Here is a 25,328-nt window from a genome sequence, read left to right on the forward strand (position 1 = left end):
GGTACATCCGGACCGCACGCTCACGCAACTCCAGCGGGTACTTTCTCGGGGCAGGCATCGTCTGGGCTCCTCTCATGACACCCATCTGACCCGCTGTCAGCATCTTTCGCATCTCGGGGGAACCTCAGTGGCTGGGCTGTCTGTGGGGATGGATATAGCTCGCAACACGGTTCTTCTCCTCGCCCTGGCACTCCTGGTCCGTAGTGTTGCGAACGAGGCTGCGGCGGCGGGCGCGTGCCTGGGCTTCCTGATCGTCAATGTCCTCCTGGGCCGTGTGCAGAGCCCCGACGGTCTGGAATCCCACAGTTGGTGGGCCGTGGCCCTGTACTCCTCCAGCAGTGTGGCGGCGTGGCTGGCTGCGGTGGCTTTCTTCCTGGCCGTACTTCCCCTGGTGTTCGTACGTCGTTCCGCTGCCCGCTGACATGGCTTCGAGCCCGGCGGGCAGTCTGCGGCGTGCGCGGTCGGGGCGGCCGCCTTCCCGGCCCCCGCCCCGCGACTCCGGCCGCCGCTGCTCGGACACGGGGCGCGGGCGTGGGTGTTGCGGGGTCTCCCGGCGCTCAGCCGGCGGGGTTCGGCGCGTTCAGCACGTTGTCCGCGATGCGGGAGCAGGTCGCGGACCCCGTCGGGCAGCGCGGCGTACGTACTGACGGCAAGGGGCTGGTTGTGTCCCCGCAGCGCGTACTCGACCATCGCCCGGTCGCGGCTCTCGGCGATGAGGATGCCGAGAGTGGGCCCGTCGTGCTCCTTGTCACGGACCAGGTCGTCGACGACCGAGACGTAGAAGCCGAGCTGCCCGAAGTGCCCGAGGCCGGCCTTGGGGATCTTGAGCTCCAGCACGACGTAGCAGTGCGGCTTGCAGTGGTAGAAGAGCAGGTCGATGCGGTATTCGCTGTCGCCGACCACGATGGGGTACTGGCGTCCGACGAAGGCGAAGCCGACGCCCGGTTCGGTCAGGAAGCGGACCAGGTTGGCGACGAGGGCGTCCTCCAGGTCCCGCTCGGCGGGCCGGCCCTCCAGCTCGGTGAAGTCGAGGCGGTAGGGGTCCTTGAAGATCTGCCGCACCGCGTCGGAACCGGCGGGGAGCGTGACGCCGAAGTTGTTGGCCGCGGCACCCTCGGCGAGGTGCAACTTGGTGTGGATCATCGAGCCCAGGTGGTCGCGGGACCAGCCGTGATGAACGGCGTGCTGGGCGTAGAAGTCCCGCTCGAAGCGGGTTTTGCACTTGCTCATGAGGGTGACGATGTGGCCCCAGGGCAATTGTCCAACGGCTTGTTGGACAATTGAGTCCGGCCACGTCCTGGCCATCTGCTGCATGTAGTGGATGTTGGACCGGCTGAACCCCCGCTGGTTCGGGAACTCCGTCCGCAGCTCGGTGGCGCTCCGGTCGACGACTTTCGTGCCCCACTTCTCTCCGCGCTGCCGCTCCAGGATCGTCCGTCCGATCGCCCAGTACATCTGGAGCATTTCGGTGTTGGCCTTGAGCTGCGCGCGCACATGTGCGCCCCGCACGATCGCCTTCGGGTCGTCGATCATCTCGTGGAGGCCCGGCGGCGGTTCTGACCCTTCTGATCCCTGCTGAGCAGGGACGACGGTCTTTGGTGTGGTGTTGCTGTCCATGGCGTACGGATTTGCGGCCTTGATGCGAGCGGTGACGATTCTGCTCGCATATGTACGCCATAGGGGTGAACGGCCCGGTTCCGCTCAGGCGGCGACCAGTTCGTAACCCCGGACACCTGTCGCGCTACGCGCGTTGACTCTAGGCTGCGGCACGCAGTCTCCAGACTCGTCACCACCCTCAAACCTCCCGCTGAACTCACAAGGGGACCGATGTCAGTGAAACCGCAGAAGAACCGCGCGTCCCGGCGGGCGCTCGCCGCCGCAGCCGGTCTTGCCACCGTCGGAGCGCTCGTCGCGGCCATGCCGGCCGGGGCGCAGGAGCGCGGCCACGGACACGGCAAGGACCACGGGCACCACAAGCCGGCCCGGACCGTCGACGTGCAGCTGCTGTCCTTCAACGACCTGCACGGCAACCTGGAGCCGCCGGAGGGTTCCGCCGGTACGGTCACCGAGACGCAGGCCGACGGCACGACGAAGGCCGTCCCGGCCGGCGGCGTGGAGTACCTCGCCTCCTCGCTGCGCACCGCGCGCAAGGGCCACCCGTACTCGATCACCGCGGCCGGCGGCGACATGGTCGGCGCGAGCCCGCTGCTGTCGGGGCTCTTCCACGACGAGCCGACCATCGAGGCGCTCAACAAGATCGACCTCGATGTGACGAGCGTCGGCAACCACGAGTTCGACGAGGGCGCCACGGAGCTGGCCCGCCTCCAGAACGGCGGCTGCCACCCGGTCGAGGGGTGCTACGAGAAGGGCAAGAAGTTCAAGGGGGCCGATTTCCCGTACCTGGCCGCCAACGTGACGGACGAGAAGACCGGTAAGCCGATCCTCCGCCCGTACACCGTGTGGAAGAAGAACGGCGTCAAGATCGGGTTCATCGGGGTGACCCTGGAGGGCACGCCGGACATCGTCACGGCCAACGGTGTCAAGGGCCTGAAGTTCCACGACGAGGTCGAGACGATCAACAAGTACGCCAAGGAGCTGGACCGGCAGGGCGTCAAGTCCATCGTCGCCCTGATCCACGAGGGCGGCGCGCCCGCCTCGGCCTCGTACGACTACGACTGCGACAGCCCGGGCGCCGGTGACGGCATCTCCGGGCCGATCACCGACATCGCCAAGGGCATCTCGCCGAAGGTCGACGCGCTGGTGACGGGCCACACCCACCAGGCGTACGTGTGCACGATCCCGGACCCGGCGGGCAACCCGCGCCTGGTCACGTCGGCCGCCTCGTTCGGCAAGCTGTACACGGACACGACGCTCACCTACGACCGCCGCACCAACGACATCGTGCGCACGGCGGTGAAGGGGAGCGGCAAGAAGGGCTCCAAGTCCTCGAAGCACCACAGCCCCGCCCCGTCGAACCCGGTCTCGGCGAACCACATCGTCAGCCGGGACCAGAAGCCGGCCAAGGACATGACGGACCTGATCGCCCGCTGGAACACCCTCGCGGCCCCGATCTCGAACCGGCCGCAGGGCTACATCTCCGCCGACATCAACGGCCGCGGCTCCACGGCCCCGGAGAAGCCGCTCGGCGACCTGATCGCGGACGCGCAGCTGGAGGGCCTGGCCCCGGCGGACAAGGGCGGTGCGGTCGTCGCCTTCATGAACCCGGGCGGCATCCGCGCCGACCTGGTCCACAAGGCGTCGGGCAGTGAGGGCGACGGTGTCGTCACGTACGGGGAGTCGTTCACCGTGCAGCCGTTCACCAACATGATGAACGTCGTGAACCTGACCGGCGCGCAGCTCGTCAGCGCCCTTCAGCAGCAGGTCAGCGGCTCCAACGAGGCCAGCCCGAAGATCCTCCAGGTATCGAAGGGCCTCACCTACACGCTGGACATGACGAAGTCCGGCGCGGCCCGCGTGGTCACCGACACGATCCTGCTGAACGGCGAGGCGATCGACCCGGGCAAGACGTACCGCGTCGCGATGAACGAGTTCCTGGCGGGCGGCGGTGACGGCTTCGCGGCACTCGGCGAGGGCACCGACAAGCTCGTCGGCGCCTCCGACCTGGACCTGTTCAACGACTACCTGGCGGCGCACTCCACGGCCTCGGCGCCGCTGGCCCCGCCGGTGACGGACCGGATCACGGTCGTTCAGTAACACCCGGAAAGGGGGAGGGGCTGCGGACCGTTCAACAGGTCCGCAGCCCCTCCCCCTTTCCTCCCCGGACCTGCTGGCCCTCCTCGCCGCCGGTCGCCGCGAGGGACGCCGAGGCCTGGCCGCGCAACTGACCGGTGTTTCGGAGGCGGAGGTCGCGGAGTTCCGGCGTCGGCTCTGACCCCGCTCGGCTACTCCCGCACCCCGCCCGGCGGCGGCTGCGGGGCGCCCGGGAGGCTGATCGACGCTTCCGTGCCGCCGCCCGGGGCCGGGCTCAGGGCGATCTCGCCGCCCGACTGCTGGACGGTGCGCGCGACGATCGACAGGCCCAGGCCGGAGCCCGGGAGCTGGCGGGCGGACGGGGAGCGCCAGAAGCGTTCGAAGACGTGGGGGAGTTCGTCGGCGGGGATGCCGGGCCCGTGGTCCCGTACCGTCAGCCGGCCCCGGTGCAGCACCACGTCGACCGTGGAGCCGGACGGGCTGAACTTCACCGCGTTGTCCAGGACGTTGACGACCGCCCGCTCCAGTGCGGCCGGTTCGGCGCGTACGTACCAGGGGGCCAGCTCCGCCGTGATCGTCAGCTCGGGGCCGCGCAGCCGGGCCCGTTGCAGGGCGGTACGGGTGATGTCGTGCAGGGCCACCACCTGGAGCGGGCCCGGCTGGGCGGCGTCCGGGCGGGCCAGCTCCTGGAGGTCGCCGATGAGCGAGGCCAGCTCGGTCATCTGCGCCTTCACCGACGTCATCAGCGCCTTGCGGTCGTCCGGCGGGATCGCCCGGCCCGTCTCGTCGCTACGGGCGAGGAGTTCGACGTTGGTGCGCAGGGAGGTGAGCGGGGTGCGCAGCTCGTGGCCCGCGTCCGCGATGAGCTGGGCCTGCCGGTCGCGGGACGTGGCCAGCGAGGCGGTCATCGAGTTGAACGAGCGGGACAGGCGGGCGATCTCGTCCTCGCCCTCGACCGGGATGCGGACGGTCAGGTCCTCGGTTCGGGCGACGTGCTCGACGGCCTCGGTGAGCTCGTCCACGGGGCGCAGCCCGGACCGGGCCACCCAGAGCCCGGCGGCGCCCGCGCCGACCACGCCGATGCCGGAGACGAGGAGGAGGACCCAGGCGAGGGTGGAGAGGGGTTTGTCGATCTCGCTCAGGGGGCGGGCGATGGAGACTCCGAGGTCGATACGCGGCTGGGTCGGCCCTCCACGTGATGCCGTCACCGTCACCGGGTAGGTGAAGACGCGCATCTTGACACCGTCGGCGTCGGTCTCCGTGTGCAGTGGGCCGGGCCGCTTGCTTCCGACCACCGCGAGGTCGGCCGCGGTCACCGGCAGTTCGGGCGAGTCGGGGGCGGTGCAAGCGGTCCCCTGGGCGTCGATGAGCTGGACGGTGAGGCCGGTGTAGGGCGAGGGCGGAAGCTCGCTGGTGCGGGTGCAGTACTGGTACAGGTTGCTCAGGTAGGTGTTGTCGACCGTCGTGCCGCGCAACGTCGCATCCCGCTGCTCCTCCAGCTGCGCCCGCGTCACGAACCAGCAGGCCACCGCCACCGCCGCCACCGCCACCGCCACCGCCGTCGCGACCAGCAGGGCCAGCCGGGAGCGCAGGGGCAGGGCGCGGAAGCGGTGCAGGGGGCCCGTCATCCGTCCCCACCGCCGGAGCGCAGCGCGTAGCCGACGCCCCGGACGGTGTGGACCAGGCGCGGTTCGCCGCCGGCCTCCGTCTTGCGGCGCAGGTACATCACGTACACGTCCAGGGAGTTGGAGCTCGGCTCGAAGTCGAAGCCCCACACCGCCTTGAGGATCTGCTCCCGGGTCAGCACCTGGCGCGGGTGCGCGAGGAACATCTCCAGGAGGGTGAATTCGGTACGGGTCAGCTCCACGCGCCGGTTGCCGCGGGTGACCTCGCGGGTGGCGAGGTCCATGCGGAGGTCGGCGAAGGACAGCACGTTGTCGTCGGGGACGGGGCCGCCCGCGGCCGCCGCGTACGAGCTGCGGCGCAGCAGGGCGCGGATGCGGGCGAAGAGCTCGTCCAGTTCGAAGGGCTTGACCAGGTAGTCGTCGGCGCCCGCGTCGAGTCCGGTGACGCGGTCGCCGACGGTGTCCCGGGCCGTGAGCATCAGGATGGGCGTGGTGGTGCCCGTGGAGCGGATGCGGCGGGCGGCGGTCAGGCCGTCCATGCGCGGCATCTGGATGTCCAGGACGATGAGGTCGGGGGCGTACGACTCCGCCTTGGTGAGCGCGTCGAGGCCGTCGACGGCCACCTCGGTGCCGTATCCCTCGAACGCGAGGCTGCGTTGCAGGGCCTCGCGCACGGCGGGCTCGTCGTCGACGATCAGGATGCGCTGCGGATCGTCTTCGGCGGGGCTCATCGCTGCTTCGTCCTCTTCTCGTTCGGTACCGGCCGGGGTGCGTACACCAGCTTCTCAGCCTCGCACGGCAGCCGGCACCGGACCGGTCAGGAGCCGTTGCCGGCCCGCAGGGTGTCGAGGTCGGCCTTCAGGGTGTTGACCGGGATCGCGAAGCCGAGGCCGACGCTGCCCGCGCTGGAGCTGCTGGAACCGCTGGCCGAGCTCGCCGAGTACATGGCCGAGTTGATGCCGATGATCTCGCCGTTCATGTTGATCAGCGCGCCGCCCGAGTTGCCCGGGTTGAGCGAGGCGTCGGTCTGGATGGCCTTGTAGGTGGTGGTGGACTCGCCGGTGTCGCCGTTGAACTGCTGCCCGCCGAACTCGAACGGCCACTGCCGTCCGCCGCCCTGCCCCTGCCCCTGACTCTGGTTCTGGCCGCTGTCGCCGTCCTTGGCGACCGTGACGTCGCGGTCGAGCGCGGAGACGATGCCGCTGGTGACCGTGCCGGTCAGGCCCTCGGGCGAGCCGATCGCGACGACCTCGTCGCCGACGGCGACCTTCGAGGAGTCGCCGAGCGTGGCGGTCTTCAGCCCGCTCGCGCCCTGGAGCTTGATGAGCGCGAGGTCCTTGTCGGCGTCGGTGCCGACGACATCGGCGGTGTACCTCTTGCCGGTGCTCAGCGTGACCTTGATGGCCGTGGCGCCCGCGACGACGTGGTTGTTGGTGACGATCTCGCCGTCGGAGGTGATGACCACGCCCGAGCCGGTCGACTGGCCGGCCGTGGACGTCGCGCCGATCTCCACGATCGTCGGCGAGAGGGCCGCGGCCACACCGGCGACCGTGCCCTTGCTGCTCTGCGAGACGGTGGTGCCCGGGATGATGCCGCCGCCGGCGGCGGTGGCGGTGCCGTTGTCGGTGAGCTTGCCGATCACCGTCGCGGTGCCGCCGCCCACGATCGCCGCCGCGATGGCCACCGCGGCGAGGAGCGCGACGGGCTTGCGGACCCGGCGCCGGGCGGCGGGCGGTTCGGCGGCGGACTGCGGCAGGCCGTGACCGTACGGGCCGGCACCGCCGCCGTGCCCGGCACCGCCGCCGTACCCGTCGGCGGGGGCGGGCGCGGGCCACACCGTGGTCCCGGGGCCCATCGGGACCGGCTGGACGGGCTGGACGGGCTGGTATGACGGCGGCGGCGGGTAGGCCGCGTCGCCGTTGCCGTACGAGGGGTACGTCGGGTACTCGCCGCTCGGGCGCTGGCTCTCTGTCATGCCTATGAGCCTGTCCGGCCAAGATGAGAGCAACGTGAGTACGCCCTGAGAAGCCCGGCAGAACCGCGTATGCCCGATATAAAGGCCGCCCGGCGCCCGTCCGGGCGACCCTCAGGATAGCGCCCGGCTCGCCGCCGGAGGCTCCCCGCAGCCGCACGAGCGGCGGACCACCAGCGCCGAGGGGAACTGCTTCAGCCGCTCCCGCCGCGACCCCGACACCCGCAGCGAGTCGTCGAGCACCAGGTCCACGGCCGCCCGCGCCATCGCCGGGCGGTCCGAGAAGACCGTCGTCAGCGGCGGATCGGTCAGACCGGCTTCCTTCACGTCGTCGAAGCCCGCGACCGCCAGCTCGCCCGGCACATCGATGCGCAGCTCGCGTGCCGCCCGCAGGACGCCGATGGCCTGGTCGTCCGTCGCGCAGAAGATGGCCGGGGGCCGGTCCGGGCCCGCGAGCAGGTCCAGTGCGACCCGGTAGGCGTCGTAACGGTTGTACGGGGCCTGGAAGAGCCGGCCCTCCGTCGAGCGGCCCGACTCGTGCATCGCCCGGCGCCAGCCCTCGATGTGGTCGGCGACCGGGTCGCCGACCGCCGGGGTCGACTCCATGCCGCCGAGGCACGCCACGTACGCGTTGCCGTGCTCCAGCAGGTGGCGGGTGGCGAGCTGGGCGCCGCCGACATCGTCCGTGACGACCGCGACGTCGTCGATCGCCTCGGGCCGCTCGTGCAGCAGCACGACCCGGGCGTCCCACGCCTCGATCTCCGCCGCCGCACGCTCGCTGGGGCCCTGGCTGACCAGGATCAGGCCGGAGACCCGCATGCCGAGGAAGGCCCGCAGATAGTGGACCTCGCGCTCGTCGCGGTAGTCGGAGTTGCCGACGAGCACCATTTTCCCGCGCTCGGCGGCGGCCTGTTCGACCGCGTGCGCCATCTCCGCGAAGAACGGCTGCCGGGCGTCCGGCACGATCATCCCTATGAGGTCGGTCCGCCGCGAGGCCATCGCCTGGGCGACCCGGTCGGGCCGGTAACCCAGCTCCTTGATCGCGGCGAGCACCCGCTCGCGCGTGGCCGGGGCGACCGGCCGGGGTCCGTTGTTGATGACGTAACTGACCACCGCGGTCGACGTACCCGCAAGTCTCGCCACATCGTCCCGCGTCACCTTGGCCACGCGCGGCAGTCTACGCGGATGGACCTACCTCTTGGCAGGCCGGACCGGGGCTTCTTCCGTGACGTCCGCAACGCCCGGCTGCTCCGAACGGGCGACGGTACGCGCGGCCGCCTTGGCCTCCTCGGCCGCCCGCTCCACCTTCTCGGGGGCGACGAAGCGGTAGCCCACGTTGCGGACGGTGCCGATGAGTGATTCGTGCTCGGGTCCGAGCTTGGCGCGCAGCCGCCGTACATGGACGTCGACCGTGCGCGTACCGCCGAAGTAGTCGTAGCCCCAGACCTCCTGGAGCAGCTGTGCGCGGGTGAAGACCCGGCCCGGGTGCTGCGCCAGGTATTTGAGCAGTTCGAATTCCTTGAAGGTCAGGTCCAGGACCCGGCCCTTGAGTTTCGCGCTGTATGTCGCCTCGTCCACCGAGAGATCACCGTTGCGGATCTCCATCGGGGAGTCGTCGGAAGCGATCTGCTGCCGGCCGGTGGCCAGCCGCAGCCGCGCCTCGACCTCGGCGGGGCCCGCCGTGTCCAGCAGCACGTCGTCGATGCCCCAGTCCGCGGTGACGGCCGCGAGCCCGCCCTCCGTGACGACGAGGACCAGCGGACAGCCGGGTCCGGTGGACCGGAGGAGCTGACAGAGCGAGCGGACCTGCGGCAGGTCACGGCGTCCGTCCACCAGGATGACGTCGGCGCCGGGGGTGTCCACGAGGGCGGGGCCTTCGGCGGGAGCCACCCGCACGCTGTGCAGCAGGAGGCCGAGGGCGGGAAGCACCTCCGTCGACGGCTGGAGGGCATTCGTCAGGAGCAGCAGGGAACTCATCGTCGCCCACCTGCCCGGTTCGTCGGTCGGTGATCGTGCACGGTTGGCTCGCCCATGACGTCGGTCCTCCTCGTTCCCTGCGAGAGGGGCACTCCCGGGCGGGGCCCGGGGGAGTATGCGGCTGTGCTTCGTACGCTGGTTCCGCTGAGCTTGTCGAAACGTCGCCGTAACAACGTCCGGAAAGCACAAAAGGACCCGGGGGCTGCTTTGCCCGGATCCTCTTCACAGGAGAATAACCCACATGAGTTCTGTGTCCGAGGGGAGAATTCCGGATTCCGCTGTTCGCTCGATCACGCGCGGCCCGCTGCGGACCACGTTGCGGGCGGACGACGGGGTCGGGATCGAGGCGGTGTACGACCCGTGTACGGCGGATGACGCGGCGGGCGGGGAGGCCGGGGGCCCGGGCCCGGCGATCGTCGTCGCGCACGGGTTCACCGGTTCGGCGGACCGCCCCGCGGTGCGGCGCGCCGTGCGGACGTTCGCCCGGTACGCGGCCGTGGTCAGCTTCTCCTTCCGGGGCCACGGCAGGTCCGGCGGGCTGTCCACGGTGGGCGACCGCGAGGTGCTGGACCTGGCGGCGGCGGTCGCCTGGGCGCGCTCGCTCGGGCACCGGCGGGTGGTGACGGTCGGCTTCTCGATGGGCGGCTCGGTGGTGCTCCGGCACGGCGCGCTCTACGCGGACGAGGCGGCGGACGGCGAGGGCGCCCGGCCCGTCGCGGAACAGGACGCGGAACACGGGGGGCGCACAGGGGCGCGTACGGGAGCACATGCGGACGCGGTGGTGTCCGTGAGCGCCCCGGCGCGTTGGTACTACCGGGGGACGGCCCCGATGCGCCGCCTGCACTGGATGGTCACCCGCCCCACCGGCCGCCTGGTCGGGCGCTACGGCTTCCGTACGCGCATCCACCACGACGAGTGGAACCCGGTACCGCTCTCCCCGGTCGCGGCGGCGGCCCTGATCGCCCCGGCGCCCCTCCTGATCGTGCACGGCGACCGCGACCCGTACTTCCCGCTCGACCACCCGCGCATGCTGGCCGCCGCCGCGGGCGACGCGGCGGACCTGTGGCTGGAGCGCGGCATGGGGCACGCGGAGAACGCGGCGGACGAGACCTTGCTCACCCGCATCGCCGACTGGGCGGTGCCGCGGTGAACCATGATGGGCAGCCGATGCACCGACCGGCACGGAACGAACGGAACGAAAGGAGCGCCGCCATGCCTGCGGGAACGATCCGCTACTGGGCAGCCGCCAAGGCCGCGGCCGGGACCGCGGAGGAGCCGTACGCCGCCGCGACCCTCAAGGAGGCGCTCGACGCGGTGCGCGCGGAGCACCCCGGCGAGCTGAGCCGCGTACTGCGCAGGTGCTCGTTCCTCATCGACGGCGATCCCGTCGGAACCCGGAGCCATGAGACCGTACGCCTTGCCGAGGGCGGCACGGTCGAGGTGCTCCCGCCGTTCGCAGGAGGGTGAACCGCAGAACATGAGCAACAGCGATCAGCAGCATCCGTACCACCCGGGCCCGGAGCAGCAGCCGCAGTACCCGGACCCGCAGCAGTACGCCTACGGACAGCAGGACCCGCAGCAGCAGCCCCCGTACCCGCAGCAGACGTACGGGCAGCAGCCCCCGCACCCGCAGCCGACGTACGGGCAACAGCCGCAGCCGCAGCAGCCCTTCGGCCAGCAGCCGTACGGTCAGCAGGCGTACGGCGATCCGTCGCACGGCGATCCGTCGTCGTACGGCGATCCGTCGCACGGCGGTCAGGGATACGGCGGTCAGGGGTACGCGGATACCTCGGCCGGGCAGGCGGACCAGGGCATGACCCAGACCTGGCAGGGCCAGACCTGGGACACCCAGTACCAGCCGGCCATCCAGCCCGAGCCCCGGCCCGCCCCGCCGGCGGACCCCGCCGGCCCCACGCCCCTGCCCCCGCAGCACGCCTCCGCTCCCGGGACCGGCTCGTACCCGCTGCCCCCCGAGGTGCGGGCCGCACCCGCCCCCGTGCCCGCCGGGGCTCCCGGCGACGACGGCTACAGCGCACCCACCACCCTGGGCAACGCCCGGATCACCGACGCGCAGCGCGCCCGCGCCGAGGGGCGTTCCCCGATCATCGCGCCGGGAATCCAGCCGGCCGCGATCACCGCGGGGCTCGGGCTGCTGCTCGCGCTCGGCGCGGCCATCGGCTCGTACGCCCTGGCCGTCCCGCTGGTGCTGCTCCAGGCGGTGACGGCGGCGGGCTGGTTCCGGCTCAACGGCATGTGGCCGGCCCGGCAGGGCATCGCGCTCGCGTTCGCCGGCGGACTGGTCGCCGATGTGGCGCTGCTCGCGGCGGGCCGGGAGAACGGTCCGGCCGCGATCATCGGCACACTCGGCGTCTGGGTGCTGCTCACCGTCGTCCTCCAGCTGCGCAGCCGGGCCGGTGCCGACGAGCGGATGCAGGGGCTGATGGCCACCGTCGCGTCCGCCGCGCTCGCGGTGCTCGCGGCCGGGCACCTCGCGGCCGTCCCGGACGCCGTGACGGTCGGCGCGGTCGCCGTCGCCGCCGCCGTGCTCGTACGGGCGCTGCCGCTGCCGGGAGCGGTCTCGGTCGTGGCGGCGCTGGTCGTCGCGGCGGGGGCGGGCATGGCGGCGGGGGCCGCCACCGACCTGGGCGCGAAGGGCGCGCTGCTCGGCCTCGCCGCCGGTGTCTGCGCGCTGATCGGGCTGCGGGTGGCGAGCTATGACTACCCGTCACGATTCGTGCACATGACCGCGGGTGTGGCCCTGCCGCTCACCGCGGCGGCCCCGGCCGTCTACCTGCTCGGCCGTGTGCTGACGTAAGTCCGTACGGCCGGAATCGGTACCGCGTCACCCGCATGGCGAAGCCCTCCACGGGGAACCGTTGGGGGGCTTTCGCACGTCGATCACCGCGGGGACGTGCCGTGCGGTCGCAGAGGGCTCACGGGCGCCAGGGTCCGTGCGGACGGCAGGTGGGGGAAGGACAGGCATGCGCGCACTGCGAACAACGCTCGTCGTCTTGGTGGTCCTGGCGGCGGTGTTCGTCGCCGTGGACCGGGTGGCGGTGTACGTCGCCGAGTCGCGGGTCGAGAGCCGGGTGGAGCTGCCGGGGGCGCGGATCGGCTCCACCGACGTCTCCATCAAGGGCTTCCCGTTCCTGACCCAGCTCGCCGGATCGGAATTCGACGAGGTCGAGGTGAAGATCACCGGGATCGAGACGACCGCCGCCGGCCGCACCCTGCGGATCTCCACCATGGACGCCGAGCTGCACGACGTGCGGCTGACCGACGGCTTCTCGGACGCCACCGCCGCCCATGCCACCGGGACCGCCGTCATCTCGTACGAGGACCTGACCAAGGCGGCCAGTGACGGCGTCGCCGTCGAGTACGGCGGCAAGGGCAAGGTGAAGGTGACCGGCGCGGTCAACATCCTGGGGCGCACGATCTCGCGCAGCGTCCTGTCCTCCGTCACCCTGATCGACGGCCACACCGTCCGCGTCCACGCGGACAAGGTGCCGGGCGAGGGCATCCCCGGCCTGGAGGGGCTGATCCGCGAGCAGACCGACTTCGAGCGGGAGGTCGGCGGACTGCCGAACGGCCTGAAGCTGGAGAAGATCCAGCCGACCGCGGACGGCCTGGAGATATCGGTGTCGGGCACCGACGTGCGCCTCGCGGGATGATCCGGCCCGAGACCGGGTAGGCCTCAGGCGCGTCGGCCCCGTCGCCTCGCCACATACTGAGACAGTCGAGTCCGGTCCGCAGATGGGCGGTCGGCGCCGTGACCTCGGAGGTGGCGCGGGGGCTGTGCGCACCCGTCCTTCATCCCACATCACGGACGATCGTGTCTCAATATGCGACACAACGGTGACATGTCCGCCCGTACGTCCCTACGATCGGTCCCATGCAGTGCTCTATTAGCGGTCTCCCGCAGCGGGGACAGGCGGATCTCACGAAGCGGCGGGCAGTGGACCTGTGCCGCGTCGCCGCCATGCTCTGTCGCACTGTCTGAGCGGGACGTCCGGTTTCCCGCATTCCCAGGCCCTTCGACCGCACGTCGGGGCCATCCGCATGTTGCCTGTGCTCGCGGGCCCGGCCCGCGCCCCGTACATCCGCATCACGCACGATTCGCATCATCTCGCCGCAGACTGCCCCGGAGGAGAAACACAATGAGCCGCAGTGACGTCCTGGTAGACGCCGACTGGGTCGAGGCCCACATCGATGACCCGAAGGTCGCCATCGTCGAGGTCGACGAGGACACCTCCGCGTACGAGAAGAACCACATCAAGAACGCGATCCGGATCGACTGGACCAAGGACCTCCAGGACCCGGTCCGCCGTGACTTCATCGACCAGGCCGGCTTCGAGGAGCTGCTGTCGAAGAAGGGCATCGGCAACGACACCACGGTCGTGCTCTACGGCGGCAACAACAACTGGTTCGCGTCCTACGCCTTCTGGTACTTCAAGCTCTACGGCCACCAGGACGTCCGCCTGCTCGACGGCGGCCGCAAGAAGTGGGAGCTGGACTCCCGCGACCTGGTGGACGGCGACCAGGTCCCGTCCCGCCCGGCCACGCAGTACAAGGCCAAGCCGCAGGACGAGTCGATCCGCGCCTACCGCGATGACGTCGTCGCCGCGATCGGCAACCAGAACATCGTCGACGTGCGTTCGCCCGACGAGTTCAGCGGCAAGCTGCTCGCCCCCGCCCACCTCCCGCAGGAGCAGTCGCAGCGCCCCGGCCACGTGCCGAGCTCGCGCAACATCCCGTGGTCGAAGAACGCCAACGACGACGGCACCTTCAGGTCGGACGAAGAGCTCAAGGCCCTCTACGAGGCCGAGCAGGTCGACCTGTCGAAGGACACCATCGCGCTGTGCCGCATCGGTGAGCGTTCGGCCCTGACCTGGTTCGTGCTCCACGAGCTGCTCGGCGTCGACAACGTCAAGAACTACGACGGTTCGTGGACCGAGTACGGCTCCCTCGTCGGCGTGCCGATCGAGCTCGGCGCCAACAAGTAAGGCCCCGTGCCACTCCGCCCGCGCGAGCCGGCGGACTCCCGACCAGCACGACTCCGACCAGAAGGACAGAACACCATGTGTGGAGCAAAGGCCGGCGGCCCCGACGCTTCGACCATCAAGCCCGGTGAGACCACCATCCAGGGCAGCGTGACCCGTGACGGCGAGCCCGTCACCGGCTACGTCCGCCTGCTGGACTCGACCGGCGAGTTCACCGCCGAGGTCCCGACCTCGGCCACCGGACAGTTCCGCTTCTACGCGGCCGAGGGCACCTGGACGGTGCGCGCCCTCGTCCCCGGCGGCAGCGCGGACCGCACGGTCGTGGCGCAGACGGGTGGCCTCTCCGAGGTGGCCATCGCCGTCTAGCAGTGGTGCCGGCGCAGCCGGCGACCGGCCGAAGGGCCGTACCCCAGGGGGTTGGACGCTTCCTTGGCGCGGGTACGGCCCTTCGGGCTGTCCGGACGGGGGTTCCGGTTCCGGTTTCTCCGGACCGGCCGCGCGGGCGAATCCGTCCTACGCTGGACTCATGTACCGCCGACGCCGGCGCGCCTACTTCGTACTGATGGGCGTATGCATCGTCCTCTTCGTCTCGGCCTGGGCCTTCGTGAGGCTTTGGTCGATTCCGGCCGCCATCGCGATGTGCGTGGTCGCGATGGTGATCCCGCCCGTCGCGGCCATGGTCGGCAACCGGAAAGGGCCGGAGGACCGCTGGTGGGACGAACCCGCCCCGCGGCCGGGGCCCCCACCCGGTGAGGCACGGTCCGGCAAGGACGCTGCCCCCGGCGCCCCCGGGCCCGCCGGCCGCACCGGCGATCCGGAGTCCGACGCCTGGTGGGACGAGCTGGACGGCAGGAAACGACGCGGCTGACGGCCGCCGCGCTCAGTAGACGAGCGCCTGCACGCCGTCGGCCATGATCTCGCTGACGAAGACCTGCGCACCGGCGATCCGCAAGCCCTCCAGGACGTCCTCCTCGGTGATGTCGCGCCGGGCCGCGCACTGGGTGCACAGCGTGATCCGGCCGCCCGCCTGAATCGACTCGATCAGGTCCGGCAGCGGCGCGGAGTGCGGCAGTTCGAACTCGGCGGCGCGCCCCGGCAGGGCGAACCACGCGGATTCCCCGGTCAGCCAGAGCGAAACCTCCACCCCGCTGGCGACGGCGACGGCCGCCACGGTGAACGCCTGCGAGCAGCGCTCTGCGGAGTCGGCACCTGCGGTCACCTTGATCACGAGCTTCTTCGACATATACGGAACTGTAATCGTCGGCCGCACAACCCCGTCGGCAACCTGTGGGTCAGTTGTGTGCGCGGATAACGGAATCCGCGCTTCAAGGTCTCGTGGGGGGACCCCATTTTGCATCCGAAAGACAGCATTTCCGCCGGGCAGCCCGAGCCGCCCGCCGACGCCGGTGCCGACAGCGGCGCCGAGGGGGAGGGCACACCGGAGCCCGTCGCCGCTGGGAAGCGGCGCCCGCGCGGGCGTACGACGCTGATCATCGCCGCCGCGGCCCTGCTCGGCATCGCGGGCGGCGTCGCGGTCGGTTACGGCGTCCAGGCCGGACGCGCACCGACGCCGCTCACCGCGCTCTCGCAGCCGGATCTCGCGTACCCGGCGAAGGCGCTGCCCGCCGGACAGCTGCCGGACCCGCTGCCGGCCTCGCAGGACCGCAGGGTGCGTACGGACGGCGACCTGCGCAAGCTCATCGCTCCCTGGCCGAAGGGCTGGGAGGAGGAGAAGCTGCTGAGCACCCTCGGATGGGACGGGTGGCTGGGGGTCGAGGACTACGCACTCGACTTCGAGGACGAGGACTACATGTACGGCAGCCTCCTCGACCAGGGCATCCGCCGGGTCGCGGGAGCGGCCTGGAAGAAGGGCGAGTACCGCACGGCCACCGTCTGGCTGGTGCAGTTCCGCTCGGGCGCCGCGGCTGCCGATCACGCGGAGGCCCAGCGCTCGTACATGCCCGAGGCCGACCACGGCGCGGGCAACGACGGCACCGCGCTCAAGGGCAGCGGGAACGGCCGGTACTACGTTTTCGCGGCCGACCGGAAGGCCGGGTACATGCCCGTCTACCAGGCCAGGGCGATCTTCCAGCGGGGCGACGTCATGGTCGACATCAACGTCTACGACACCGCGCCGATCAGCAAGAAGGACATCCGGACGCTGGCCGAGCGACAGCTGGAGCGCCTGTGAACGACGAGGAAACGCCCACGCCCACGCCCGCACCCACGCCCGAACCGGCACCCGCACCAGAGCCCACGCCCGCACCCGCACCGGAGTCCGCACCCGCACCGGAGCCCGTGGCCGCGTCCGAGCCGGCACCCGCGCCCGAACCGGCACCCGCGCCCGAACCGGCACCCGCACCCGAGTCCGCACCCACGCCCGAACCGGCACCCGCACCAGAGCCCACGCCCGAGTCCGCACCCGCACCCGCACCCGCACCGGAGTCCGCACCCGCACCGGAGCCCGTGGCCGCGTCCGAGCCGGCACCCGCACCCGCCCCCGTGGCCGACCCCGAGCCCGCCCCCGTGCGGAAGGGCCGGGCGCGGCGGGTGGTGCTCACGGCCGTCCCCGTCGTGCTGGTGCTCGCCGCCGTCGCGGGCGCCGCCGCGTACACGAAGGTCACCGTCGACGACGCGGACCGGACCGTCGCGACCCAGCTGTGGGAGAAGCCCGCGCACGACCCGGGCAAGGACCCCGCCGGTGACATGGCGCGGGGCCGGGCCTCCACCGAGCTGAGCAAGCTGCTGCTGCCCGTCCCGGCCGGCTACCGGCTCGGCCCGGACTCCGGCACCTACGGCAACGACGCCGAAGTCAGCGGCCGCGCGGCCGCCGCCGAGATGAAGGAGGGCGGCCGCGGCCTGTCCGGCCGGCAGCGGCGCGACTTCGAGAAGCGCGTCGACAAGCTGCGCATCCAGGGCCTGGCCGTCCGCACGTACGCCTCGGACGACAACGACCTGGTCGTCGCCACCCAGCTGGTGCGGATGAAGGACAAGAAGGCCCTCCGGGACCTCTACACCTTCCGGGCCGGCCTCTTCGACAGCATCGGCGTCCTGCGCGACGGGCCGGCGATCGAGGGCCACAAGAAGAACGCCAAGTGCTTCCGGGACCCCAAGAACGGCAAGCAGCGGATCGAGGGGATGTTCTGCATGGCCTACGAGGGCGAGGTGATGGTCACCTTCTCCGCCTCGGGGGTCAAGCCGTTCGACAAGGCGGCCGTCGCCGAGCTGGTGAAGGACCAGCTCAACCACATCACGTCCCCGGGGGAGTACGTATGACCGAGCAGACGGCCACACCGCCGACCGAGCCGGGACCCGAGGCGGCGGCGTCAGCGGCCGAACCCGGCCCCACCCCCGCCCCAGCCCCCGTCGCCCCGCCCATGCCGCTGCTGCCGCCGGCCCCGCCCCCGGCCCCCGCCCCGCCGTCGCCCCGGCCCCCGCGCCGGGCGCTGCGGGCCGTGGCGCGGTGGACCGTCGCCGTGCTGGTGTTCGGCGCGGTCGGGGCGGGTACGGCGTACGGCATCACCTCGATGGAGCGTACGGACGTGCCCGGGCTGGCCACCGAGGCCGACGGGCGCTGGGAGTACCCCCGGCTCACCCTGCCCGCGCTCCCGGCCGGCGAGCCGCGCCCCTTCAGCGCCGGCAACCCGTCCGAGATCCACCACGCCGACCTGCGCGAGCTGCTGCTCCCCGCCCCGGCCGGGGCCACCGAGGACAAGAAGCTCAAGGGCGGCTGGGTCGGCACGGAGCAGTTCGCCTCCGAGTACGCGAAGGACCGGCGCGCCGGCCTCGGCGAGACCCTGCGCGACGGGGCTCTGCGGCACATCGCGGCGCGCGGCTGGACCATGCCGGACGGCACGTCGAGCCGGATCTACCTCCTCCAGTTCAACTCGGCGGAGGACGCCGACGCGTTCCGCGACGACCGTTACATCGGGGCGTCCTCGGCCGGCGACTCGCTGCTCGGCACGCAGGACCTGAAGCTCGACGAGAGCTGGAGGGGCGGCGGCAACGTGGAGAACACCGCGTCGTACGTCTTCAGCGAGCCGAAGCCGTTCGGTCCCGCACAGGTGCGGGCCGGCTATGTGGTCGCGGGTGACACGGTCGCCCTGGTCGTCCAGTCCCGCAAGGGCGACGGCGGCACGCCCCGCGTCCCCTTCCACCAGACGGTGATCCTGCAGAACCAGCTGCTGGGCTGAGCCACCCCGCAGGACGCCCCGGACCGGCGGGGCCGGGCCCCACCCATTAGGCTGGGACCCGGTCCTGTACTGCCCTGTACTGCCGCCATACCGCTCGTTCGAGGAGCCCCCCGTGCTTGAGGCATTCTTCTCCGCCCTGCTGGTCCTGGTCTGCGTCGGCGTCCTCGCCTTCGCCGGCGTGACCGTGAAGAAGCTGTACCAGGGTCAGCGCTGACCACCTCTCCGTTCCCGGCGTCCCCGCCTCCCGCCTCACAGATCGACTGAGCCGCTCATGATCGAGATCCCGTCCGACCTCCACCCGGACCTCGTGCCGCTGGCCTTCCTCCTGGGCAACTGGGTGGGCGCGGGCGTGTCCGACTTCCCCGGCGCCGAGAAGTGCAACTTCGGCCAGGAGGTCACCTTCAGCCACGACGGCCGGGACTTCCTGGAGTACACCTCGCACTCCTGGGTGCTCGACGCGGAGGGCAACAAGGTCAGCCCCCTGGAGTCGGAGACCGGCTACTGGCGCATCGACAAGGAGCGCAAGGTCGAGGTCGTCATGGCCCGTGACCAGGGCGTCATCGAGATCTGGTACGGCGAGCTGGCCGACAAGAAGCCGCAGATCGACCTGGTCACCGACGCGGTGGCCCGGACCGCGGCCTCCGGCCCGTACAGCGGTGGCAAGCGGCTCTACGGCTATGTGAACAGCGACCTCATGTGGGTCGGCGAGAAGGCGACGCCCGAGGTCGAGCTGCGGCCGTACATGTCGGCGCACCTGAAGAAGACCGTCACGCCCGAGGAGGTCGAGGCGATGGCCAAGAGCCTCGGCGACCTGCCGGACGACGGCATCGCCTTCTTCAAGTAGGCACTGCTCGAGGCGGTAGTCCTCGCTTTTCGGAGCAGTCGTGCCGCCCGGACCTACACTGGGGGCTGTGGTGAGCACCGACTGGAAGACCGACCTCCGTCAGCGTGGCTACCGGCTGACCCCGCAGCGCCAGCTCGTCCTGGAAGCCGTCGACACGCTGGAACACGCGACGCCCGACGACATCCTCTCCGAGGTGCGCCGGACCGCGTCCGGCGTGAACATCTCCACCGTCTACCGGACCCTGGAGCTCCTGGAGGAGCTGGAGCTGGTCAGCCACGCCCATCTGGGCCACGGCGCCCCGACGTACCACCTGGCCGACCGCCACCACCACATCCACCTGGTCTGCCGGGACTGCACCGGCGTGATCGAGGCCGACGTCGGCGTGGTCGAGGAGTTCACGGAGAAGCTGCGCGGGGCGTTCGGGTTCGAGACGGACATGAAGCACTTCGCGATCTTCGGCCGCTGCGCCGACTGCACGGCGAAGGCGGCGGACGAGCCGGGCACCGCAGGGCCGTCCGGCGGCACCGCACCGGCGGCCGGGGCCTGAACCAGTCGTACGCTGGTCGCATGAAGAGCCCCCTGCTGTCCCAGCCCGGCGCCGTCCCCGCCGAGGGCCGCGACGAAGGCGTCGCCGCACACTACGGCGACCTGTTCCGCGAGCAGCGCGCCCTCGCCGACGGCTCGGGCCTGGTCGACCTGTCGCACCGCGGCGTCGTCACCGTCACCGGGAGCGACCGGCTGGCCTGGCTGCACCTCCTGATCACCCAGCACGTGACCGAACTCGCCCCGGGGCAGGCCACCGAGGCCCTGATCCTCAGCGCGAACGGCCACATCGAGCACGCCCTGTACCTCGTGGACGACGGCGAGACGGTGTGGATGCACGTCGAGCCGGGTACGCAGGGCGAACTGATCGCCTACCTGGAGTCGATGAAGTTCTTCTACCGGGTGGAGGTCGCCGACCGCACCGAGGACTACGCGGTGGTGTACCTGCCGGCCGGTTCCATCGCCGAGGTCCCGGACGGGGCCGTCGTACGCGAGACGCCGTACGGCCGCGACCTGTTCCTGCCGCGTGCCGGCCTGGAGGCGTACGCGGCCGAGCACGGCCCGCTCGCCGGGGTGCTGGCCCACGAGGCGCTGCGCGTGGAGGGCCACCGGCCGAGGCTCGGCTTCGAGACCGACCACCGCACCATCCCGCACGAGCTGGGCTGGATCGGCACCGCCGTCCACCTCCAGAAGGGCTGCTACCGGGGCCAGGAGACCGTCGCCCGGGTGCACAACCTGGGCAAGCCGCCCCGCCGCCTCGTCTTCCTGCACCTGGACGGCAGCGAGGTCCACCTGCCCGGCCACGGCACCCCGATCCGGCTCGCCGCCGACGGCGCCGAGGGCCGCCGGCTGGGCTTCGTCACCACCTCCGCCCGCCACCACGAACTGGGCCCGATCGCCCTGGCCCTGGTGAAGCGGAACGTGGCGGTCGACGCGCAGCTGCTGGCCGGGGACACTGCGGCGGCCCAGGAGACGGTGGTCGAGCCGTAACGGCCGCCGGACCGGCCGCCGTCCGGGTTCAGACCTCGACGATGAGGGTGAACGGGCCGTGGTTCGTGAGCGAGACCCGCATGTCCGCCCCGAACCGGCCCGTCTCCACCGTCGCCCCGAGCGCCCGCAGCTGCGCCACCACCTCGTCCACCAGCGGCTCGGCGACCTCGCCGGGCGCCGCGGCGTTCCAGGTGGGCCGGCGGCCCTTCCGGGCGTCCCCGTAGAGAGTGAACTGCGAAATCACCAGAAGCGGCGCATTCACGTCGGAGCAGGACTTCTCGCCCTCCAGAATGCGGACCGACCAGAGCTTGCGGGCGAGCTGCGCCGCCTTCTCCGCGGTGTCCCCGTGGGTCACTCCCACCAGCACACACAGGCCCTCGCCGACTATTTCACCGACGACCAAGGAGCCCCCGCCCTCGCCCGCGGCGTCCGCCACCGAGACGCTCGCGCCATCCACCCTCTGTACCACTGCACGCATACAGACCAACCTATCTTGGGCTGAACGGGTACAGAGCAACTCCACAAGGACCCTCGGGGTGGCACCATGCTCGGGAGGCGGTGCGCCGACGCACCGGTCGAGGGGATGGACACAAGCATGAGCACCCATGGAACCGGGCAGTCCCCGGGCGCAGTGCCGGTCGCGCGCCCCGGCGTCAACAGCAACACGAGTGCGGGCATCCGTACCGGCGCGAGTACCGGCACCAGCACCAGCACCATGCGCCCGCCCGTGCAGCGGACCGGGCAGGGCGGTGACGACGGCGACGGCGGCGGGCCCCGGTCCGAGCTGGGCGCCCTGAGACTGCCGGAGCTGCGCGCGCTGCGCCGCGACGCCCAGCGTGACGAGGCCGATCTCAGCTATGTGCGGCGGCTCGTCCAGGGGCGGATCGACATCCTGCGGGCGGAGCTGGCCCGGCGCCGGGGCCCGGAGTCGCCGGTGGTCGACCGGCTGTCGGAGATCCTTGCCGACGCCCCGTCGCCGCACCGTTCCTCCGCACGGCACGTCACGCTGTCCACGCCGCGCAGCGACGAGTACCGCAGGCTGGCGGCCGAGACGCTGGCCGAGGTCGAACTCTCCGACCTCGACGCCCGGACGGACGAGGAGCTGCACACCGCGATGGGGCGCCTGGTCCGCTACGAACAGCAGGTCTCCCGGCGCAGGCACCGGCTCCAGCGCACGGCGGACGGTTGCGGCGCGGAGATCGCCCGCAGGTACCGTGACGGGGAAGCACAAGTAGACGACCTGCTCGCCTGAGGCGATCCTTCCGGGGGCAGGTCCCGTCCGTCCCCGGAAGGCCGCCATGACGTCCAGCGCAGCCCGTACTCCCGCCATATCCGACCCGGCCCCCGGCCTGCCCGTGCTGGCCGAGGTCGTCCGGTCAGGCTTCGTGGAGGGCCATCACCGGGGCTCGCTCGTCGTGCTCGCCGCCGACGGCAGCGTGGAGCTGGCCCTGGGCGACCCGTCGGCGCCGGTCTTCCCGCGCTCCTCCAACAAGCCGATGCAGGCCGCGGCCGTGCTGCGGGCCGGTCTCGACCTGTCCGGTGAGCGGCTGGCGCTGGCCGCCGCAAGCCATTCCGGCGAGGGCTTCCACCTCGATCTCGTACGCAAGGTGCTCGCCGAGCACGGTCTGTCGCCGGACGATCTGCAGACCCCGCCGGACCTGCCGCTGGACCAGGTGGAGGCCGAGACGTACCTCGCCGCCGGCCGGGTCCGCGAGCGCATCACGATGAACTGCTCCGGCAAGCACGCGGCGATGCTCGCGGTCTGCGCCCGCAACGGCTGGGACCGGGCCGGCTACCTCGACCCCGCCCACCCGCTCCAGCAGCTGGTCCACCAGGTGGTCGAGGAGGCCGCGGGCGAACCGGTCGCCGCCGTCGGCACGGACGGGTGCGGGGCGCCGCTGATGGCGATCTCGCTGGTGGGGCTCGCGCGGGCGTTCCGTACGTTCGTCACGGCCCAGCAGGGCACGGCGGAGCGCCGGGTGGCGGACGCGATGCGCGCGCACCCGGAGTACGTGGCGGGCACGCGGCGCCCCGACACCTGGCTGATGCGGGAGGTGCCCGGCACGCTCTCCAAGATGGGCGCGGAGGCCGTGCAGGCGGTGGCCCTGGCGGACGGCAGGGCCCTGGCCTTCAAGATCGACGACGGCTCGACCCGGGCGCTGGGCCCGGTCCTGGGCCGCGCGCTCGGGCTGCTGGGGGTCGACGCCCCGGTGGTCTCACGGATCGGCCGGGCGCCGCTGCTGGGCGGGGCTGCGGAGGTGGGGGAGATCCGGGCGGTGTTCTGAGGCCTGCGTTCAGGGGTCCGGGGGTTCCGAGGCCCCGAGCTCCGAGGCCCGGGGTTCCGAGGCGCGGGGGTTTCGAGGTCTCGGCCCTTCCCGACCGTACGGCCGTCAAAACCATGCGACATCGCGCCCCGCGCTCTCCTAGCGTGGGGCGCATGACCGCCCTGGATGCCCGTACCGTCACCCCGACCGAGTTCCCCGACTGGCTGCGCGCCCTGAACACCGGCTTCCTGAGGCCGCCCACCCCGTCGGACGAGGAGGTCGCCGGACGCCTGGCGTACATGGACCTGTCCCGCACGCAGGGGGTGTTCGACGCGGGGCGGTGCGTCGCGACGTTCCGCTCGTTCGCGCAGGAACTGACGGTCGCCGGTGGCGCGACGGTGCCCACCGACGCGATCACCAACGTCACGGTCTCGCCCACCCACCGCCGCCGGGGGCTGCTCTCGCGGATGATGGCCACCGACATGGCGGCGGCGAAGGAGCGCGGTGACGTGGCGGCGACGCTGATCGCCGCCGAGTACCCGATCTACGGGCGGTACGGATTCGGCCCGGCGGCCGGGGCCACCGAGTGGGAGATCGACGTCCACCGGACCGGCCTCGACCCGCACCGCCCGGTCCCGGAGGCCGGGGACGGCGGCCGGATCGACCTGGTGGACGGTGCGGAGATACGCAAGCTGGGCCCCGCCCTGCACGACCGGCTGCGGGCCCGCCGGCACGGCGTGGTGAGCCGCAACGCCCGCTGGTGGGAACTGCTCACGGGCCAGTCGCTCTTCCCCGGCGACCACTGGACCGAACCCTTCTACGCCGTCTACCGGGGGCCCGACGGCGAGGTCGACGGGATGCTGGTCTACCGCGCCGACGAGAACTGGAACGACGCCAAGCAGCCGCTGAACCGTGCGACGGTCCGCAGCATGATCGCGGTGACCCCGGCGGCGGAGCGGGCGCTGTGGCACTTCCTGTGCTCGGTGGACTGGATCTCCACGATCCGCACCGGGTACCGCCCCGCCGACGACCTGCTCCCGCTGCTGCTCCCGGACCCGCGCGCGGCACGCGTCGTGACGCAGGCGGACTTCCTGTGGGTGCGCGTCCTGGACGTCGTACGCGCCCTGGAGGCCCGTACCTACGCGGTGCCCGGCTCCCTGGTCCTGGAGGTCCACGACTCGGCGGGCCCGGCGGCCGGCCGCTTCCACCTGGACGCCTCGCCGGACGGCGCCACCTGCACCCCGACGACGCGCTCGGCCGACCTGGCGATGGACGTACGGGAGTTGGGGACGCTCTGCCTCGGCGACGAGTCGGTCTCACGGCTGGCGGCGCTGGACCGGGTGGCGGAACTGGCCCCGGGCGCGGCGGCGTCGGCGGACGCGGTGTTCCGGACGGCTCGGCGCCCCTGGTGCCCGGACGTCTTCTGAGGCGGCGGGGGAGCGGGCCGGGCGGAGGGCTCAAGTCCGGTTGCGGTCAAGGGCGTACGCTTCAGGGTCATGAGCGCAGAGAAGGCCAGGTCGGGCGGGTCGGCGGGCAGGGACGCGGCCGGCGGGCCGCCCGCGCCGATGAGCCTGCGGGAGCGGAAGAAGCAGCTGACGTACCAGGCGGTCTCCGACGCCGCGATCACCCTGTTCCTGGAGCGCGGCTTCGACAAGGTGTCGGTGGCCGAGGTCGCGGCGGCCGCGGACATCTCCAAGCCGACGCTCTTCCGGTACTTCCCGGCCAAGGAGGACCTGGCCCTGCACCGGTTCGCGGACCACGAGGACGAGGCCGCGCGCGTGGTCGCCGCCCGCGCGGAAGGCGAGTCGCCCCTGGACGCGCTGCGGCGCCACTTCCTGGACGGCCTGGAGCGCCGCGATCCGGTCACCGGCCTGTGCGACGCGCCCCAGGTGCTGGCGTACCACGCCCTGCTGTACGGCACCCCTGCCCTGGTCGCCCGGCTCCACGCCTACCTGATCCGCTCGGAGGACGCGCTCGCCCGCGCCCTGGGGGGCGGCGCCCGGGACCGGCTGGCCGCGGGCCAGATCATCGCCGCCCAGCGCATCCTGGCCTCGGAGAACTGGCGGCGCATCAGCGAGGGCGCCGGCGCGGACGAGTTGTACGGGGAGGCGGCCGAGGCGGCGGAGCTGGGCTTCGCGCAACTGCGGTGGGGGCTGGAGGGCCCGGGGTCGGCGGGTTCGGCGGGTTCGGCGGGTTCGGCGGGTTTCAC

25 protein-coding genes and 1 pseudogene are annotated in these 25,328 nt (G+C 72.0%); 18 read left to right on the forward strand and 8 right to left on the reverse strand.

What is annotated here, in order from left to right; translation table 11 throughout:
• Nucleotides 1-96 precede the first annotated feature (96 nt).
• Complete coding sequence (locus tag E6P78_RS29440; RefSeq protein ID WP_240799419.1) at nt 97-1,533, reverse strand: PDDEXK nuclease domain-containing protein; 1,437 nt, start codon at nt 1,531-1,533, stop codon at nt 97-99.
• A 294-nt stretch (nt 1,534-1,827) separates the two neighbouring features.
• Between E6P78_RS29440 and E6P78_RS29445 the strand changes: the two genes are divergently transcribed.
• Nucleotides 1,828-3,714, forward strand: coding sequence for a bifunctional metallophosphatase/5'-nucleotidase (locus E6P78_RS29445; RefSeq protein ID WP_136206685.1), 1,887 nt, complete (start codon nt 1,828-1,830; stop codon nt 3,712-3,714).
• Nucleotides 3,715-3,902: 188 nt separating this feature from the next.
• On the opposite strand, the gene E6P78_RS29450 is transcribed toward E6P78_RS29445, so the two are convergent.
• The 5 genes from E6P78_RS29450 to E6P78_RS29470 form a co-directional block, all read right to left on the reverse strand.
• On the reverse strand, nt 3,903-5,339 hold the full coding sequence (locus tag E6P78_RS29450; RefSeq protein WP_136206686.1) for a HAMP domain-containing sensor histidine kinase: 1,437 nt from the start codon (nt 5,337-5,339) through the stop codon (nt 3,903-3,905).
• Nucleotides 5,336-6,067 (reverse strand): response regulator transcription factor, encoded by a 732-nt coding sequence (locus E6P78_RS29455; RefSeq protein ID WP_136206687.1) that lies wholly within the window; start codon nt 6,065-6,067, stop codon nt 5,336-5,338. Before E6P78_RS29455 ends, E6P78_RS29450 begins: the two co-directional genes overlap by 4 nt.
• Before the next feature lie 86 nt (nt 6,068-6,153).
• Complete coding sequence (locus tag E6P78_RS29460; protein ID WP_136206688.1) at nt 6,154-7,311, reverse strand: trypsin-like peptidase domain-containing protein; 1,158 nt, start codon at nt 7,309-7,311, stop codon at nt 6,154-6,156.
• Between the two features lie 111 nt (nt 7,312-7,422).
• Complete coding sequence (locus E6P78_RS29465; RefSeq protein WP_136206689.1) at nt 7,423-8,475, reverse strand: LacI family DNA-binding transcriptional regulator; 1,053 nt, start codon at nt 8,473-8,475, stop codon at nt 7,423-7,425.
• A gap of 24 nt (nt 8,476-8,499) precedes the next feature.
• A complete protein-coding gene (locus E6P78_RS29470; RefSeq protein ID WP_136206690.1) occupies nt 8,500-9,285 on the reverse strand; it encodes a response regulator transcription factor in 786 nt (261 codons plus the stop codon).
• A gap of 241 nt (nt 9,286-9,526) precedes the next feature.
• Here E6P78_RS29470 and E6P78_RS29475 point away from each other — a divergent pair, with 241 nt between their 5' ends.
• From E6P78_RS29475 to E6P78_RS29510, 7 genes are all read left to right on the forward strand, one after another.
• A complete protein-coding gene (locus E6P78_RS29475) occupies nt 9,527-10,435 on the forward strand; it encodes an alpha/beta fold hydrolase (RefSeq protein ID WP_240799420.1) in 909 nt (302 codons plus the stop codon).
• 62 nt (nt 10,436-10,497) lie between these two features.
• A complete protein-coding gene (locus E6P78_RS29480; RefSeq protein ID WP_136206691.1) occupies nt 10,498-10,752 on the forward strand; it encodes a MoaD/ThiS family protein in 255 nt (84 codons plus the stop codon).
• Between the two features lie 10 nt (nt 10,753-10,762).
• Nucleotides 10,763-12,100, forward strand: a complete 1,338-nt coding sequence (locus E6P78_RS29485; protein WP_136206692.1) for a hypothetical protein — start codon at nt 10,763-10,765, stop codon at nt 12,098-12,100.
• A gap of 166 nt (nt 12,101-12,266) precedes the next feature.
• On the forward strand, nt 12,267-12,956 hold the full coding sequence (locus E6P78_RS29490; protein WP_136206693.1) for a DUF2993 domain-containing protein: 690 nt from the start codon (nt 12,267-12,269) through the stop codon (nt 12,954-12,956).
• A gap of 486 nt (nt 12,957-13,442) precedes the next feature.
• Nucleotides 13,443-14,288, forward strand: a complete 846-nt coding sequence (locus E6P78_RS29500) for a sulfurtransferase (RefSeq protein ID WP_136206694.1) — start codon at nt 13,443-13,445, stop codon at nt 14,286-14,288.
• Between the two features lie 75 nt (nt 14,289-14,363).
• The gene (locus E6P78_RS29505; RefSeq protein ID WP_030925040.1) at nt 14,364-14,651 is read left to right on the forward strand and encodes a DUF1416 domain-containing protein; all 288 of its coding nucleotides are present in this window, start codon (nt 14,364-14,366) and stop codon (nt 14,649-14,651) included.
• Between the two features lie 160 nt (nt 14,652-14,811).
• On the forward strand, nt 14,812-15,153 hold the full coding sequence (locus tag E6P78_RS29510) for a DUF3099 domain-containing protein (protein ID WP_136206695.1): 342 nt from the start codon (nt 14,812-14,814) through the stop codon (nt 15,151-15,153).
• Between the two features lie 12 nt (nt 15,154-15,165).
• Here the strand turns inward: E6P78_RS29510 and E6P78_RS29515 are convergent, their stop codons facing one another.
• On the reverse strand, nt 15,166-15,528 hold the full coding sequence (locus tag E6P78_RS29515) for a DsrE family protein (RefSeq protein ID WP_136206696.1): 363 nt from the start codon (nt 15,526-15,528) through the stop codon (nt 15,166-15,168).
• A 108-nt stretch (nt 15,529-15,636) separates the two neighbouring features.
• On the opposite strand from E6P78_RS29515, the gene E6P78_RS29520 reads away from it, so the two are divergent.
• The 6 genes from E6P78_RS29520 to E6P78_RS29555 all read left to right on the forward strand — a co-directional run bounded on the left by E6P78_RS29520 (nt 15,637) and on the right by E6P78_RS29555 (nt 20,855).
• Entirely contained in the window at nt 15,637-16,476 is an 840-nt protein-coding gene (locus tag E6P78_RS29520) for a hypothetical protein (RefSeq protein ID WP_136206697.1), read from the forward strand.
• 311 nt (nt 16,477-16,787) lie between these two features.
• On the forward strand, nt 16,788-17,561 hold the full coding sequence (locus E6P78_RS29530) for a hypothetical protein (protein ID WP_136206723.1): 774 nt from the start codon (nt 16,788-16,790) through the stop codon (nt 17,559-17,561).
• Complete coding sequence (locus E6P78_RS29535; RefSeq protein WP_136206698.1) at nt 17,558-18,478, forward strand: hypothetical protein; 921 nt, start codon at nt 17,558-17,560, stop codon at nt 18,476-18,478. Before E6P78_RS29530 ends, E6P78_RS29535 begins: the two co-directional genes overlap by 4 nt.
• 271 nt (nt 18,479-18,749) lie before the next feature.
• Entirely contained in the window at nt 18,750-19,322 is a 573-nt protein-coding gene (locus E6P78_RS29545; protein ID WP_136206699.1) for an FABP family protein, read from the forward strand.
• 67 nt (nt 19,323-19,389) lie between these two features.
• On the forward strand, nt 19,390-19,869 hold the full coding sequence (locus E6P78_RS29550; protein ID WP_136206700.1) for a Fur family transcriptional regulator: 480 nt from the start codon (nt 19,390-19,392) through the stop codon (nt 19,867-19,869).
• Nucleotides 19,870-19,889: 20 nt separating this feature from the next.
• On the forward strand, nt 19,890-20,855 hold the full coding sequence (locus E6P78_RS29555) for a glycine cleavage T C-terminal barrel domain-containing protein (protein ID WP_136206701.1): 966 nt from the start codon (nt 19,890-19,892) through the stop codon (nt 20,853-20,855).
• A gap of 28 nt (nt 20,856-20,883) precedes the next feature.
• On the opposite strand, the gene dtd is transcribed toward E6P78_RS29555, so the two are convergent.
• Nucleotides 20,884-21,333: a D-aminoacyl-tRNA deacylase gene (gene dtd, locus E6P78_RS29560; protein WP_136206702.1), complete on the reverse strand. Its 450-nt coding sequence runs from the start codon at nt 21,331-21,333 to the stop codon at nt 20,884-20,886.
• 117 nt (nt 21,334-21,450) lie between these two features.
• Here dtd and E6P78_RS29565 point away from each other — a divergent pair, with 117 nt between their 5' ends.
• The 4 genes and pseudogenes from E6P78_RS29565 to E6P78_RS29580 form a co-directional block, all read left to right on the forward strand.
• Nucleotides 21,451-22,107 (forward strand): ABC transporter substrate-binding protein, encoded by a 657-nt coding sequence (locus E6P78_RS29565; protein WP_206307952.1) that lies wholly within the window; start codon nt 21,451-21,453, stop codon nt 22,105-22,107.
• Between the two features lie 46 nt (nt 22,108-22,153).
• A complete protein-coding gene (locus tag E6P78_RS29570) occupies nt 22,154-23,140 on the forward strand; it encodes an asparaginase (protein WP_136206703.1) in 987 nt (328 codons plus the stop codon).
• A 152-nt stretch (nt 23,141-23,292) separates the two neighbouring features.
• Nucleotides 23,293-24,546, forward strand: a complete 1,254-nt coding sequence (locus tag E6P78_RS29575; RefSeq protein ID WP_136206704.1) for a GNAT family N-acetyltransferase — start codon at nt 23,293-23,295, stop codon at nt 24,544-24,546.
• Between the two features lie 138 nt (nt 24,547-24,684).
• Nucleotides 24,685-25,278 (forward strand): annotated as a pseudogene (locus E6P78_RS29580) (TetR family transcriptional regulator); the annotation flags it as partial.
• Between the last annotated feature and the right edge of the window lie 50 nt (nt 25,279-25,328).

The sequence above is a fragment of the Streptomyces sp. A0958 genome, from assembly GCF_004795035.1.
Taxonomy (GTDB): Bacteria; Actinomycetota; Actinomycetes; order Streptomycetales; family Streptomycetaceae; genus Streptomyces.

Bases quoted from the DNA above. Each gene is read 5' to 3' on its own strand.
- E6P78_RS29570 (WP_136206703.1), top strand. From the start codon at position 22,154: ATGACGTCCAGCGCAGCCCGTACTCCCGCCATATCCGACCCGGCCCCC.
- E6P78_RS29505 (WP_030925040.1), top strand. From the start codon at position 14,364: ATGTGTGGAGCAAAGGCCGGCGGCCCCGACGCTTCGACCATCAAGCCC.
- E6P78_RS29510 (WP_136206695.1), top strand. From the start codon at position 14,812: ATGTACCGCCGACGCCGGCGCGCCTACTTCGTACTGATGGGCGTATGC.
- E6P78_RS29460 (WP_136206688.1), bottom strand. From the start codon at position 7,311: ATGACAGAGAGCCAGCGCCCGAGCGGCGAGTACCCGACGTACCCCTCG.
- E6P78_RS29445 (WP_136206685.1), top strand. From the start codon at position 1,828: ATGTCAGTGAAACCGCAGAAGAACCGCGCGTCCCGGCGGGCGCTCGCC.
- E6P78_RS29480 (WP_136206691.1), top strand. From the start codon at position 10,498: ATGCCTGCGGGAACGATCCGCTACTGGGCAGCCGCCAAGGCCGCGGCC.
- E6P78_RS29490 (WP_136206693.1), top strand. From the start codon at position 12,267: ATGCGCGCACTGCGAACAACGCTCGTCGTCTTGGTGGTCCTGGCGGCG.
- E6P78_RS29450 (WP_136206686.1), bottom strand. From the start codon at position 5,339: ATGACGGGCCCCCTGCACCGCTTCCGCGCCCTGCCCCTGCGCTCCCGG.
- E6P78_RS29475 (WP_240799420.1), top strand. From the start codon at position 9,527: ATGAGTTCTGTGTCCGAGGGGAGAATTCCGGATTCCGCTGTTCGCTCG.
- E6P78_RS29440 (WP_240799419.1), bottom strand. From the start codon at position 1,533: ATGATCGACGACCCGAAGGCGATCGTGCGGGGCGCACATGTGCGCGCG.
- E6P78_RS29515 (WP_136206696.1), bottom strand. From the start codon at position 15,528: ATGTCGAAGAAGCTCGTGATCAAGGTGACCGCAGGTGCCGACTCCGCA.
- E6P78_RS29575 (WP_136206704.1), top strand. From the start codon at position 23,293: ATGACCGCCCTGGATGCCCGTACCGTCACCCCGACCGAGTTCCCCGAC.
- E6P78_RS29500 (WP_136206694.1), top strand. From the start codon at position 13,443: ATGAGCCGCAGTGACGTCCTGGTAGACGCCGACTGGGTCGAGGCCCAC.
- E6P78_RS29455 (WP_136206687.1), bottom strand. From the start codon at position 6,067: ATGAGCCCCGCCGAAGACGATCCGCAGCGCATCCTGATCGTCGACGAC.
- E6P78_RS29555 (WP_136206701.1), top strand. From the start codon at position 19,890: ATGAAGAGCCCCCTGCTGTCCCAGCCCGGCGCCGTCCCCGCCGAGGGC.
- E6P78_RS29545 (WP_136206699.1), top strand. From the start codon at position 18,750: ATGATCGAGATCCCGTCCGACCTCCACCCGGACCTCGTGCCGCTGGCC.
- E6P78_RS29535 (WP_136206698.1), top strand. From the start codon at position 17,558: ATGACCGAGCAGACGGCCACACCGCCGACCGAGCCGGGACCCGAGGCG.
- E6P78_RS29470 (WP_136206690.1), bottom strand. From the start codon at position 9,285: ATGAGTTCCCTGCTGCTCCTGACGAATGCCCTCCAGCCGTCGACGGAG.
- E6P78_RS29485 (WP_136206692.1), top strand. From the start codon at position 10,763: ATGAGCAACAGCGATCAGCAGCATCCGTACCACCCGGGCCCGGAGCAG.
- E6P78_RS29565 (WP_206307952.1), top strand. From the start codon at position 21,451: ATGAGCACCCATGGAACCGGGCAGTCCCCGGGCGCAGTGCCGGTCGCG.
- dtd (WP_136206702.1), bottom strand. From the start codon at position 21,333: ATGCGTGCAGTGGTACAGAGGGTGGATGGCGCGAGCGTCTCGGTGGCG.